A 14,067-nucleotide genomic window follows, 5' to 3' on the forward strand; every position below is an offset into this window, starting at 1 on the left:
AATGGTTCTAAGCATATGACATGACACCCTTTCCGCTTCATTTACAATGTATGATGCCCCAACATTCTTCTCATCAAACATCGAAATATGCAATTAAGCGAGGTCGACAGTAATCATGACCACTGACATTGGCGGCAGCTCCACCATTAATTCGCCGGACTTTACATTCATTTGCTGAAAGTCTTTTGGCTGAACAGAATGAGGATTATCGAATGTATTATGCGCATTCATACGATCAGCCGTCAGCACACGTCCAGTGACTTTCGTTTGTTCATCAATCCCTTCAATGGCAAGGGATATCTCTCTTTTTTCATGCGGATTCAGATGACAGTAGCTAATATGCATCTTACCTGATGAACGCGAGGCTGACACACTGACCTGAGGAATTTTTTCACCTCTTCGTTCATACGGCGGTGAAACGAACTCCACTTCAAGCGCTTCTTCCTCTTGATGCACTTGAAACATGTGAAATACATGATACGTAGGCGTCAGAAGCATCTTTTCGTCCTTTGTTAATACCATCGCTTGTAGCACATTGACCGTCTGAGCAATATTTGCCATATGAATCCGCTCGCAATGGCGATGAAAAATATGAAAATGGAGGGCGGCCACAAGGGCGTCTCTTAGTGTGTTTTGCTGATATAAAAACCCAGGATTTGTTCCTGGCTCTGGGTCATACCATGTCCCCCATTCATCAATAATCATCCCGATTCGCTTGTCTGGGTCATAACGATCCATGATTTCTCCATGGTCTTTGACAAGCCGTTCCATCTCATAGGCCTTTTTCAGCGTGATAAACCATTCATCTTCATCAAATTCAGTCGCTGACCCCTTTTTCTCCCATGTACCAGGTACGGTGTAATAATGTAAACTGAGCCCATCCATCCACGGTGCAGCCCGCTCCATCAATACTTTTGTCCAATTCACGTCATTAGAGTTCGCACCGCAGGCGATTTTGTAAATACGCTGCCCTGCAAACTCTCTTACGTACGTTTGATAGCGTTTATATAAATCTGCGTAGTATTCAGGCGTCATATTCCCGCCACAGCCCCAGCTTTCATTGCCTACTCCAACATAGGTCAGCTTCCAAGGTTCTTGTTTTCCGTTTTGAATGCGCCAGTCTGACATAGGTGTCCCTTTTGGAAATGTCATGTATTCGACCCAATCGGCTAATTCTTGAACAGACCCGCTTCCCACATTGCCGCAAATGTAAGGCTCACATTCAAGCAGCTCACACAATGTCATAAATTCATGTGTCCCAAATGCATTAGATTCAACCGTACCACCCCAGTGGGTATTGACCATCGGCTTTCGTTCACTGAGATCACCTACACCATTTGCCCAGTGATACTCGTCTGCGAAACAGCCCCCCGGCCACCTCAGCACCGGAATATGTAATGCTTGAAGCGCCTTTAGCACATCGGTACGAATCCCTTCAATATGATCAATCTCTGAGTCTTTTCCTACCCAAATCCCGTCATAAATCCCTCTTCCTAAATGCTCTTGAAAGTGCCCATAAATGTGTTTAGAAATGCGTCCGATCACGTCATTGACTTTTACTGTCCCCTTCACTTGTCAACCGCTCCTTTTCTGCTTGATCACATACAAAAAAACCCAGAATACCTAGGCATTCTGAGTGTATGAGCGTTACGAGTGGATATTCATCTTTTTTAACTCTTCATTCAAAAGCGGTACCACTTCAAACAAGTCACCAACGATTCCATAATCGGCGATTTTGAAAATTTCCGCTTCTGGGTCTTTGTTGATTGCCACAATGACTTTACTGTTAGACATTCCCGCTAAATGCTGAATCGCTCCTGATATCCCGCATGCAATATAAAGATCAGGTGTGACGACTTTTCCCGTTTGACCAATTTGCAGGGCATAATCACAATAGTCAGCGTCACAGGCTCCGCGCGAGGCTCCGACTGCTGCCCCCAGCGTCTCAGCGAGTTCATTCAGCGGTTCAAAGCCTTCCTTGCTCTTAACCCCGCGCCCTCCAGCAACAATGATCTTTGCTTCCGATAAATCTACACCTTCTGACGTTTTTTTAATGACTTCCTTCACGATCGTCCGAAGGTTCTGAATATCGACAGAAACCGGCGTGACTTCTCCGCCTCGTGACGCATCCCGCTCAAGTGGCGCCACGTTGTTTGGCCGGATGGTTGCTAGAAGCAGGCGGTCTGTCGAGATGACTTTTTCAAAGGCTTTTCCAGAGTAAATCGGTCTAGTGAAAACAAGATGTTCACCGGTAACGCTTACATCGATCGCATCTGAAATCAAGCCAGTCTGGAGACGTGCAGCTATTTTCGGCGACAAGTCTTTTCCGATCGACGTATGGCCAAAGAGCACAGCATCCGGATCAACCTGATCTAATATGGCTTGAAGTGCCTGCGCAAAACCATCTGACGTATAATACGAAAGGTGCGGATGCTCCACAATCATGACATGATCCGCTCCATAGTAAAGCAGTTCATCTGCTAGGCCTTTGACGTCATCCCCTATTAACACGCCAATGACCTCACCGCCATCTGCCACTTTGTGAGCGGCAGCAATGGCTTCAAATGTCACATTTCTTAACTTACCGTCACGACTTTCTCCAAGTACAACAACTTTTTTACTCATCTTCAAGCTCCCCCTTGTTCTCGTGATATCGTAAAGTGGATGTTTAGATGACTTTTGCTTCATTTCTGAGTAGATCTGTCAGTTCTTTGACTTGATCCTGAAGCTCGCCGCTCAGCACCTTGCCACCCTCTTTTTTCTCCGGTAAGAAACGTTCAATTGTTTTGATTTTATATGGTACATCGTCTTCATCCAGATCTAAATCATCAAGTTCCAATTCTTCTAAAGGCTTTTTCTTTGCCTTCATAATGCCTGGTAATGATGGATAGCGAGGCTCATTGAGTCCTTGCTGAGCTGTGACGACAAGCGGGAGTTCGGCAGAAATGACTTCCACATCCCCCTCTGCATCTCGTTCAATCGATACAGAGCCGCCGTCAATTTGAATACTTGTTATCGTAGTCACATATGAAAAACCGAGTAATTCAGCAAGACGCGGGGCTACCTGTCCAGAGCCGCCGTCAATTGCTACATTCCCTGCTAAGATCAAGGAAGCCTCTTTGTCTTTTAAATAGTGATAAAGAATGGTAGAAGCAGAATATTGGTCCCACTCTTCTAAGTCATCCTCCACATTTAATAAGACGGCCCTGTCACAGCCCATAGCAAGCGCTGTTCTCAGCTGTTTCTCTGCATCCTCACCGCCAACTGTCACAACGGTCACTTCTCCTCCGTGCTCATCGCGAAGCTGAATGGCTTCTTCAATGGCATACTCGTCATAAGGATTAATAATGAACTCTGCTCCATCTTCTTGAATTGCACCAGACTGAATCGAAATTTTCTCTTCCGTGTCAAACGTACGCTTCATCAAAACAAATATATTCATTTATTTCTCCCCCTTGTGTCGTACTTATCCCTTATTCCCCTTTAAAGTTCGGTTTGCGCTTTTCGATAAAGGCCTGGATGCCTTCTTTGGCGTCATTTGATTGGAAAACCTCACCAAACTTTTTGGCTTCCAGCTTCATTCCGCCATCATATGAATACAATTTTGTGGCGTTCAATAAATCAAGCACATATTCAAGTGATTTTGGGCTTTTCGCGGCAAATTTCCCCGCAAGTGTTTTAGCCGCTTCGAGCGCTTCTTCCTCTGTTTCTGACAGCTTTGTAACAAGGCCGCACGTAAATGCTTCTTCACCTGTAATCGGTTCAGCTGTTCCCATCATTTCAAGCGCTTTAGCAGAACCAACGTAGCGCGGGAGGCGCTGCGTGCCGCCGAATCCTGGAATAATGCCAAGATTTAGTTCTGGCAGTCCAAGCTTTGCATCTTTTGTTGCGATTCGGATATCACAAGACATAGCAAGCTCAAGGCCCCCGCCTAATGCTGCTCCGTGAATCGAGGCAATGACTGGCTTTGGACATTGTTCAATCCGTTCAAAAACTTGCTGTCCTCTATCAGCGAGGCTTGCATAATCAGACTCTTCCTGTAAAGTCGTAAATTCTTTAATATCAGCACCTGCTGAGAAGAATCTGCCTTCTCCGTGGATCACAATCGCTCTTACTTCTTCATTCTGTTCGAGCTTATCAAACATGTCATTAAGCTCAGTGAGCAGCTGAGAGGATAAGGCATTTGCAGGCGGGTTCTGAATCGTGATGAGCGCTGTCTGTCCTTCATGATGTAAGCTGAGTATTTTTTCCATGTCAATCATCCTTTTTCACATTGTCTTTAGGATTGATGTATTCCGTTTAACAGCAGATCATGTACACTTTCTGCGAGTGCAGGCAGATCATATTTTTGATCATTCATGACCCATGTTGTTGCGGTTTCATCAATCGTCCCAAATACCATTTGTCTCGCTAAGCGGACATCTAAATTTTGTCTGAATTCTCCTGTTTTCTTTCCTTCTGTTAAAATCGACTCGAGCATATTTAAATACCCTTTTAGCACCTCATTGATTTTTTGCCGCAGCTCAAGGTTTGACTGCCTGAGTTCAAGCTGTGTCACAAGAGCCAAATGATGATTTTGCGCCAGCATGCGAAAATGCTCCTCAATCAACAGTAGAAGCTTTTCTTTTGCAGACGGCTTCTTTTGAATATCTGTCTCCATCCGTTCGATGAATTGTCCCATTTTTTCTTTGAACAATGAGATGAGAATATCCTCTTTGTTTTTGAAATAAAGATAAATGGTTCCGTCTGCTACCCCTGCTTGTTTCGCAATCTTTGAAACTTGTGATTGATGATAGCCGTTCTCCGCAATCACCACAACTGCTGCATCAATAATTTGCATGTACTTCGGTCTTTTCTGCTTCAATGTGCTTCGTCCCTTTCTAAATTGAATGAGCATTCATTCATAACTTTATGTTAAAAAGAAACGGGTGATTTGTCAAGTGATCTTCTTCTTTCTTTTCAACCTTTATCATACCAGAGCAGACTGTCAGCATTCAAATCATCCGGCCGCTCGACCGGATGATGAAGGTCGTTATTTCTTCAATTGATCGACAGGTGTCTCAGATGATGAAGCTTGCTTTCTTTTTTCTTCTTCAATTAATACTCTGCGCAAAATTTTTCCGACAGCCGTTTTAGGCAGTGATTCTTTAAATTCATACACGCGCGGTACTTTAAATGAAGCAATTCTCGTTCTGACAAAGCGATCGAGTTCATCCTCTGTTAAATAAGCATCCTTTTTCGGCACAACAAACGCTTTTACTGTTTCTCCTCTATAAGGATCTGGTATACCTGCGACAACGACTTCTTGTACAAGCTCATGCTCATATAGGGCTTCTTCGACCTCTCTTGGGTAAATATTATAACCGCTCGCAATAATGACATCTTTTTTCCGGTCAACGATATAGAAAAAACCGTCCTCATCCATATACCCAATATCTCCGGTGAAAAACCATCCATCCCTTAATACAGCTGCTGTCTCCTCTGGCTGATTCCAATAGCCTTTCATAATTTGCGGCCCTTTGACGATAATTTCTCCGTGCTCATACGGCTCTTTAAGACCACCCGTTTCCTCGCAATAAATGCCTGCGTCTGTCCCAGGCCACGGACAGCCAATGCTGCCTGTTTTGTTTGCTCCCCATAAAAAGTTAGAATGGGTCACTGGCGAAGTTTCTGAAAGACCATACCCCTCTACTAAACGCCCTCCTGTTAATTTCTCAAAGCTCTGTTTGACTTCAACAGGAAGAGCCGCCGAGCCGCTTAAACATGCAGTGATGGACGACAGGTCATACTTTTCAATGTTCGGATGATGCAGCAAGGCAATATACATGGTGGGTGCACCTGGAAAGAGCGTCGGTTTCTGTTTTTCAATCGTTTTGAGGGTATCAGCTGCGTCAAATCGCGGAAGGAGAATCATTGAATGCCCTTCTTTGACAGCAAGATTTAATACGGTCGTCATTCCGTATACATGAAAAAACGGAATGATGCCAAGGATTCGTTCTTTGCCTCTTGTCGTTTTATACATCCAAGAAGCGCACATTTCAGTATTCGCTAAAATATTTTCATGCGTCAGCATGACCCCTTTTGGTAAACCAGTCGTTCCGCCTGTATATTGCAAAACAGCGACATCCTCTTTCGGTTCAAAGGCAAGCGCCGGAATCTGTTCTTCTGACGATTCTTTCATGATTTGTGAGAAGTGATGAATGGTCTCACTTTTCTCGACTTCGATGACCATTTTATTTTTTCTTTTTTGGACGATAGGAAACAGAATGTTTTTCGGAAATGGTAAATAATCCTGTAGTTTGGTGATGATCAAGTGCTCCATACTTGTCAGCGCTTTCATTTTATAGGCCTTTGGATACAATAAATCCAGTGTAATCAGCACTTTTGAGCCGCTGTCCTCCATTTGATATGCCAGTTCTTTCTCCGTATAAAGCGGGTTCGTTTGAACAACGATGCCGCCTGCAATTAAAACAGCATAATAAGAAATGACAGATTGAGGACAGTTTGGCAGCATGATCGCTACTCTGTCGCCTTTTTTCACGCCAATTTTCATCAGGTAACCAGCTAGTTTCAATGCTTCTTCCTGGAGCTGTTCATAGGTGATGTTTTTTCCTAGAAAATGAATGGCTGTATGCTCAGGTGCAGCCTCTGCGGAGCTGAATAAGTAAGATTGTAACGTCTCATTTGGGATGGTGAGTTCGTGGGGAATTTGATTCGGGTAATGCAGAAGCCAACGTTTATCTGACTGCATAAAAACCCTCCTTCCTGAACTTTCGTACTATTTTATTATAGCAAACTTTTCCTTAAGGCAGTTTGCTTTTTTCAAATAGAGCTTGGTTCCATGCCATCTTTATTTCTTCGCTGGTGTTTCGATCGATGCTCTTTTTCCTTCATGATGCCACTGTTCATATAATCCACCAATTGCTCGGAATGACTCATTTACTCTCTCCACGATCTGTTGATGGATACTCGGGTCATTAGGTAAATGCGTCTGGATATTGTCGACTTGATACTGCCTCATCATGTCTATGTAGACTGTAAGAAAGATCGTGTCTGCTAAAATCCAGTAAATGACTTCATCCGCCGCTTTTGTTCTTTTGTGCAGCATTTGGATTCCTCGTTCATATTGAATGAGAATATAGCCGCTCGAATCGATTTGAATATAAGGGCTCAAATCATCAAAAAATCCAGTCGTTTGAAATGGACGTGCAATATACGGTTCATATATGTCTCTTGGCAGGGAAGTCATTTGGAGACAAGTATCAATACGCTTTATGAGTTCGTCTTTTTGCAGAATTTTCTTCATGTGATTCGCCGCCTTCGGGTGAGATAAAAGCTGCCAAGGAATCCCTGACAGCTTTCTCACTTTGTCTTCTTCATTTCACAGGAACATGTAAACGGCACCAATGACCGCAAAAGTGCAGGCAACTACGATTAATACTTTTGCTAGCTTTTCCATGTCGTCTCCTTAAATGCCGGCTGCTACAACGTAAGACAGCCCAACTGAAATAATGAGTGAAATAAACCCGACCGCTCTATTATCATTCTCAATCTCTTTGTCTACTTTAAATCGCGGTGTTAAAAATTCAAAAATGAAATAGCTGACAAGCAGCATCACAAAGCCGTATACGCCCCATCCAACCATTTGCAGAAGGGAATTGTGCTGTGCGATTGAATGCTGAAACACATTCGCAATCCCAAAAATCTTTCCGCCTGTTGCCATGGCAACAGCTAAGTTCCCACGCTGGATCTCTTCCCAGTTTTTATAGGAGGTAACGAGTTCAAAAATGGTTAGAAATAAGACAAGACATAGGACGGCCACGCTGTAATAGGCGGCAATTTCCACAAGTTCATTTTCCCAAAAGGCTTTCATGCGTTTTCTCCTTTTTACTTTAATTCGACGATGGTAACGCCTGATCCTCCCTCGCCTTGTTCCCCAAAACGAGCATTTTTCACACTTCGGTGCTGTTTCAGTAATTCCTGAACCCCTTTTCTAAGGGCGCCAGTTCCTTTTCCGTGAATGATTGACACTCGCGGATAACCAGCTAAGACAGCATCATCTAAATATTTCTCGACTCTGCTTAAGGCATTTTCATAACGCTCGCCCCTTAAGTCAAGCTCAAGCGATACATGATAGTCTTTTCCTTTGACTGCCGTAATGGCTTTTTCCTGCTTAAATTCAGGTGCTGATTTGATAAATTCCATATCTTTTTCTTTTACTTTCATTTTCAGAATGCCCATTTGGACACTCCATTCTTTGTCACCTGTTTGTTCAAGCAGCGTTCCTTTTTGCCCGAAGGTGAGCACTTTCACTTCGTCGCCTGATTTTAGCTGTCTTGCTGCTTTTTTCACCGGCTCTGGCTTTTTCTTCCGGTCAAACTCAGGAACTGCTTCTTCAAGACGCTTTCTCGCATCGATGAGTTCATGCTCTTTGAATGAGCGATGCTCATTTTTTATCGACCGAAGCTCTTGAATGATGTCTTCTGCTTCTTTTGAGGCTTGTTCAATCTTTTCTGCTGCTTTTTGTTCAGCTTCTTCTAGCAGTTTGTCCTTTTGCTCATTCCATTCAAGAATTTGTCTCTGCAATTCTTTATGAAGCTTTTCTGCTTCTTTTCTATAGATTTCTGTCTCATGCAGCTCTTCTTCTGCTTGTTTCTTGCTGTCTTCTAATGAAGCAATCATTTGGTCTACTTCATTATGTTCGGCATGCATATCCGCTTTTGCCCGATCAATGAGGTGATCTGGCAAACCAAGACGTTTAGAAATTTCAAATGCATTACTTCGTCCGGGCACACCGATGAGCAAGCGGTACGTTGGTGATAATGTTTCAATGTCAAACTCCACGCTCGCATTTGTGACACCTTCTCGGTTATATCCGTAAGCCTTCAGCTCAGGATAGTGAGTCGTTGCGATGACGCGTGCATTTGTTTGATGCACTTCATCTAAGATACTCATGGCCAGCGCGGCACCTTCAGCAGGGTCTGTTCCTGCTCCTAATTCATCAAATAACACGAGTGAGTTAGATGTCAAATTCTTTAAGATATCCACAATATTGACCATATGAGATGAGAACGTACTCAAGCTTTGCTCAATCGACTGTTCATCTCCAATATCAGCAAATACTTGGTCAAATACCGCCACTTCCGATCCTTCTTCAACTGGAATATGAAGGCCTGACTGCGTCATCAGCGTCAAAAGACCAAGCGTTTTTAAGGTAACTGTCTTACCCCCTGTATTTGGGCCAGTAATGACGATGGTTGAAAAATCTTTGCCGAGCTCGATGTCATTTGCCACAACCTGATCCCTAGGCAATAGAGGATGTCTTGCCCGCTTTAAATAAATCTCCCCTTGATCGTTCACAGCAGGCTTTGTAGCTTTTTCTGCCTTTGCATATTTTGCTTTAGCAAAAATAAAATCTAACGTCTGAAGCTCCTTTACATTGTGAAGCAGTTCCTCAATGTGTTCTGACACACTCTCTGTCAGCATTTGCAGGATCTTTTCGACCTCTTGTTTTTCTTTTAAACGGGTTTGCTGCAAGGTGTTATTTAAATCCACGACCACTTGCGGCTCGATAAAAAGGGTTGCCCCAGATGATGACTGATCATGAACAATTCCGCCGTAATTCGAGCGGTACTCCTGCTTTACCGGAATCACAAACCGATCATTACGAATAGTGACAATCGTGTCTGACAGCATTTTTGAAGCAGATTGTGAACGAATCATAGATTCTAATTTATCACGAACTTTTGATTCAAGTGAACGTAATTGTATGCGCAATGAACGAAGTGCCGGGGTGGCATGGTCGAGAACTTCTCCATTATCACCAATACAGCTTTCGATTTCTTTTCTGACTTCAGGCAGTAAAATCAGTGTCTCTGCATATGTATGAAGTCGTGGTATGTCTACACCATCTTCATACATGGACTTGAGAAAATGCTTCATATTCTTCACAGCATATAATAGTCCTGCAATTTCCATGAGCTCAGACGGGCTTAATGTACTGCCGATTTCTGCCCGCTTGACCCCGCGTCTAATATCCGTCAGCCCGCCAAATGGCGCCGATCCCTTTAAGCGGATAACATCCTGTGCTTCTGCTACCTCTTCCAGCAAATGCTGAATGGTTTCTATATCCGTCAGCGGCGTTAAATCCTGCGCTCTTTCTTTTCCTAATGAGGATGCGGTATAGGACATGACTTTTTCTTTTACTTTATGAAATTCTAATGATGCTAACACTTTTTGTTGCAGCATGGTCCAGCCTCCTAACGACTACCTGTCACGCGTTAAAAACTTTTTGATCTCGTTTAGAGAAAAAGTATTCACGACATTTGCTTTTGGTGTCCAGCCTTTTCTTGCAGCTGTTACACCAACTTCCATATGATCCAGCATGGCGATATTGTGTGCATCTGTATTGATCATGATGTTTACACCTGCTTCGTTTGCTTTCATTAAATGCTCTGTTCTCAAATCAAGTCTTGACGGGTTGCTGTTGAGTTCTAGTGCAGTTCCCGTTTTCTTCGCAAGCTCTATAAGCTGATCTATATTTAAGGCATAGCCGTCCCGTCTGCCGATCAAACGGCCTGTTGGATGTGCAATTAAATCCACATGCTGATTCCGCAGCGCATTTTCAAGGCGCTCCATGATGACTTCCTCTGGCTGAGAAAAGCTCGAATGGATGGACGCAATCACAAAATCCATGTCTGATAAAAAGTCATCATCATAATCTAATGATCCATCCGGGAGAATATCCATTTCGACCCCTTTGAAAATGTGAAAATGCTCAAATTCTTGATTCAGCTTGTCAATTTCTTTTGCTTGCAGACGTAAACGTTCTTTTGTTAAACCGTTTGCTACTTTTAAATATTGCGAGTGGTCTGTAATCGCCATGTATTCATAGCCTTTTGCGATACATGCCTCTGCCATTTCGCGAATAGAAAATGCGCCGTCACTCCAAGTCGAGTGCATATGGAGGTCGCCTTTAATATCTTTTAACTCTACAAATTGCATACTTTCTTTATACGTATCAATCTCCACTCCGGTTTCACGAATTTCTGGCGGAATGAGCGGAAGTTCAAAATGCGCATAAAAAGCGGCCTCGTCTTCAAACGTTTTGACTTCTCCAGTTTCAATTGTTTCCACACCATATTCACTAATACGCTCTCCGCGTTCCTTCGCAAGCTGGCGCATGCGAATATTGTGATCTTTTGAGCCGGTGAAATGATGCAGCGTTGTGGCAAATTGATCTGTTGTCACAAGCCGGAAGTCTACACTGATCTCAAAATCAAGGGCAAGAATGACAGATACCTTCGTATCACCGCTTGCGATAACGTCTTTGACATCATCGAGTGCAACGAGCTGCTTTCTGACTTGTTCAGGATCGCTGGTTGCAATGATATAATCTAGATCTTTGACGGTTTCCCGTGCACGTCTTAAACTGCCAGCTCTTGAAAAACGAAGAATACCCTTCATCTGTTCAAGCGCATGATCAATCCGCTCTGCCACATCTAATGCAAAGCCAATTGGCAGTCGTTCTGGCTGCTTTCCGGCCTCCTCAAGAGCAGCGAGAATCTTTTCTTCTGTTTTTTTACCGAAGCCTGCAAGCGCTTGTACTTTTTCCGCTTCACATGCTTCCTTTAATGACTGTGCATCATGGACTCCAAGCTCTTGGTAAAGCTTAGCAATCTTCTTCCCGCCAAGTCCTTGCAATTTTAAGAGTGGGACAAGTCCTTCAGGCACTTCCTTTTTTAATTGTTCGAGTGTTTCTGATTGTCCTTTTTCGATATACTCTGTGATCACAGCAAAGGTTCCTTTTCCAATGCCGGGTAATGCTAATAGATCATCTATTTGAGAAAGGCTGCGGTCGTCTTGTTCCAGTGCCGCTGCTGCTTTACGAAAGGCAGAAATTTTAAAAGGATTATCTCCTTTTAGTTCCATATATACTGCAATTGTTTCAAGAAGTTTGATAATATCTTTTTTATTCATCTCTCATCCTCCAGCCGCTTTGGCATCTTCCTATATAAATATACAAACTTTCCCTTCATCCTACAACTTTCTGTCATGGAATGAGAAAAAACTTCTCCAGGAAAGGAGAAGTTTTTAAACTCCATACGTCGACCATAGGTCTTTGACAAGACCGGACAGGTAAGGGGTGTTGTTTACGATCACATCTGCTAACATTGATTTGCTCATCATTGTTTGCAGCGCATCTACTGGAAGTAATGCAGCGACAAACAATAGAATAAACACAAATAAATAGGTTTCAAGAAATCCTAAAACACCGCCAAGCAGTTTGTTCACCTGTTTAATCACAGGTATACTTGCAATGGTTGTAAGCAATCCGCCAATGATGGCGAGCAGGATTTTGGTCAAGATAAACAGAATGATAAACGCAATGGTATTATAATAAGCTGTTTCTAGATTCCCGCTAAAGAAAGCGAGCTGCGGTTGACCGCCGCTAAAATTAGGTGCCGGAATCCACGTAAGCTGTGGTGCCAGTGACTGATAAAACATGGACGCCACTAAGATAGAAACAACAAAGCTGATCAATTTAATAAATTGAAGAATAAACCCGCGTTTTAGACCGACAAGCGTTCCCATAAGAAGCAAAAACAAAATGATGATATCGATCACGGTAATTTCATTCCTTTTCTTTTAGCTGAATCTCTAATTTTTCGTATTGCTCTTTTAATTTCAAGTAGTCGTGGACGACATTGACTGCTGTCAGTACAGCTAATTTGTTTATATCAAGGTATGGATTTTTTTCATTTATTTCTCTCATTTTATCATCAACAATTGACGCAACATGCCGCATATGCATCTTCGTTTCTTGACCGATGATCGTATAGGACTGTCCGTATATCTCAACTGTTGTTTTCGTTTTACCGCCGTCAGACAACGTTTCTCCTCCATTCCACGAGAATCCTAGTCTCTATCATAACATGTTTAGACATTGAATGGAAAGACGAGCCCTTACCTGTTATGGTACACTTTAGAAATCAATGATATCAAGGTAAAAAGGAGTTATCCACTGTGCCCCAATCCGTTTTAAAAGCAACATCAGAAGACCTCAAAAAGATGAAGAGCGCGTATGCGCACCATTTAACAGACACTTTGCCGCCAGGCGCCCTCTTTCAAGCAAAAGTCCCTGGCTGTACGATTACAGCTTATCGATCTGGGAAAGTGCTCTTTCAAGGACAAAAGGCAGAAGCTGAAGCCAGTCAATTCAGCCATTTACAAGCAGCTGATACGAAAAGTCAAAAATCACCTGCTGTCACAAAATACAGTCCGCCGCCCGGCATTGCTTCCATGTCGGTCGTCGGTTCAGATGAAGTAGGTACAGGTGATTATTTCGGACCGATCACAGTCTGTGCGGCCTATGTTGATTCTAGCCAGCTTGCTTTAATGAAAGAGCTTGGCGTAAAAGACTCAAAAGGATTAAAGGACCCGCAAATTATCAACATTGCCAAGGATCTCATCAAAACCATTCCGTTCAGTCTTCTCGTTCTCCGAAATGAAAAGTACAATACGATGCAGGAAAAAGGCATGAGTCAAGGAAAAATGAAGGCACTGCTTCATAACCAAGTCATCACCTCTGTGCTAGAAAAACTCGATGGAAAGCAGCCTGAAGCCATTTTGATTGACCAATTTGCAGAACCAGGCATTTATTTCAAACATCTTGCTGGGAAAAAAATTATTCGGGAGCGGACGTATTTTAGTACAAAAGCAGAAGGCATCCATTTGTCAGTCGCTGCAGCTTCCATTATCGCAAGGTACGCCTTTTTAATTGAAATGGACAAATTATCACAGGCTGCAGGTTTTGACATCCCAAAAGGGGCCGGTCCTCATGTAGATAAGGCCGCCGCCAAGCTCATCAAGCTGCATGGTGAAGATGCTTTACGTCAATTTACAAAGCTGCATTTTGCCAACACACAAAAAGCGAAAAAAATGCTATAAAAAAAGCTAGGGCCCATGAGGGGACTGACCCCATAAGATGAGACAAATAAAAAACACCTTCAAGTTTGAAAACGGATCGTTGTGATCCGAAATAAAACATGGAGGTGTTTTTTCTAT

At 43.0% G+C, this 14,067-nt stretch carries 13 protein-coding genes; 1 reads left to right on the top strand and 12 read right to left on the bottom strand.

Going from position 1 to position 14,067, the window contains the following annotated elements:
- Positions 1-93: 93 nt before the first annotated feature.
- From ASE42_RS16040 to zapA, 12 genes are all read right to left on the bottom strand, one after another.
- Positions 94-1,572 carry an alpha-N-arabinofuranosidase gene (locus ASE42_RS16040; protein ID WP_056768077.1) on the bottom strand — a complete coding sequence of 493 codons (1,479 nt, stop codon included), beginning with the start codon at positions 1,570-1,572 and terminating at the stop codon, positions 94-96.
- Positions 1,573-1,647: 75 nt separating this feature from the next.
- Positions 1,648-2,625, bottom strand: a complete 978-nt coding sequence (locus ASE42_RS16045; RefSeq protein WP_056768079.1) for an electron transfer flavoprotein subunit alpha/FixB family protein — start codon at positions 2,623-2,625, stop codon at positions 1,648-1,650.
- 43 nt (positions 2,626-2,668) lie between these two features.
- Positions 2,669-3,442, bottom strand: coding sequence for an electron transfer flavoprotein subunit beta/FixA family protein (locus ASE42_RS16050; RefSeq protein WP_024427173.1), 774 nt, complete (start codon positions 3,440-3,442; stop codon positions 2,669-2,671).
- A 31-nt stretch (positions 3,443-3,473) separates the two neighbouring features.
- Positions 3,474-4,253 (bottom strand): enoyl-CoA hydratase, encoded by a 780-nt coding sequence (locus tag ASE42_RS16055; RefSeq protein WP_056768083.1) that lies wholly within the window; start codon positions 4,251-4,253, stop codon positions 3,474-3,476.
- A gap of 26 nt (positions 4,254-4,279) precedes the next feature.
- Positions 4,280-4,864 (bottom strand): TetR/AcrR family transcriptional regulator, encoded by a 585-nt coding sequence (locus tag ASE42_RS16060; RefSeq protein ID WP_024427175.1) that lies wholly within the window; start codon positions 4,862-4,864, stop codon positions 4,280-4,282.
- Positions 4,865-5,032: 168 nt separating this feature from the next.
- Positions 5,033-6,751, bottom strand: coding sequence for an AMP-binding protein (locus ASE42_RS16065; RefSeq protein WP_056768086.1), 1,719 nt, complete (start codon positions 6,749-6,751; stop codon positions 5,033-5,035).
- A gap of 99 nt (positions 6,752-6,850) precedes the next feature.
- On the bottom strand, positions 6,851-7,306 hold the full coding sequence (locus ASE42_RS16070) for an Imm63 family immunity protein (protein ID WP_024423223.1): 456 nt from the start codon (positions 7,304-7,306) through the stop codon (positions 6,851-6,853).
- Between the two features lie 162 nt (positions 7,307-7,468).
- On the bottom strand, positions 7,469-7,873 hold the full coding sequence (locus tag ASE42_RS16075; protein WP_007501637.1) for a DUF350 domain-containing protein: 405 nt from the start codon (positions 7,871-7,873) through the stop codon (positions 7,469-7,471).
- 14 nt (positions 7,874-7,887) lie between these two features.
- Positions 7,888-10,245 (bottom strand): endonuclease MutS2, encoded by a 2,358-nt coding sequence (locus ASE42_RS16080; RefSeq protein ID WP_024423224.1) that lies wholly within the window; start codon positions 10,243-10,245, stop codon positions 7,888-7,890.
- 21 nt (positions 10,246-10,266) lie between these two features.
- Positions 10,267-11,979 carry a DNA polymerase/3'-5' exonuclease PolX gene (gene polX / locus ASE42_RS16085; protein ID WP_056768089.1) on the bottom strand — a complete coding sequence of 571 codons (1,713 nt, stop codon included), beginning with the start codon at positions 11,977-11,979 and terminating at the stop codon, positions 10,267-10,269.
- A 114-nt stretch (positions 11,980-12,093) separates the two neighbouring features.
- The gene (locus ASE42_RS16090; protein ID WP_024423226.1) at positions 12,094-12,627 is read right to left on the bottom strand and encodes a CvpA family protein; all 534 of its coding nucleotides are present in this window, start codon (positions 12,625-12,627) and stop codon (positions 12,094-12,096) included.
- A gap of 7 nt (positions 12,628-12,634) precedes the next feature.
- A complete protein-coding gene (zapA, locus tag ASE42_RS16095) occupies positions 12,635-12,892 on the bottom strand; it encodes a cell division protein ZapA (RefSeq protein WP_012010831.1) in 258 nt (85 codons plus the stop codon).
- Positions 12,893-13,071: 179 nt separating this feature from the next.
- Between zapA and rnhC the strand changes: the two genes are divergently transcribed.
- Positions 13,072-13,950, top strand: a complete 879-nt coding sequence (gene rnhC / locus ASE42_RS16100; RefSeq protein WP_056768104.1) for a ribonuclease HIII — start codon at positions 13,072-13,074, stop codon at positions 13,948-13,950.
- Positions 13,951-14,067: the final 117 nt, after the last annotated feature.

The organism is Bacillus sp. Root920 (assembly GCF_001429445.1).
Taxonomy (GTDB): domain Bacteria; phylum Bacillota; class Bacilli; order Bacillales; family Bacillaceae; genus Bacillus; species Bacillus safensis.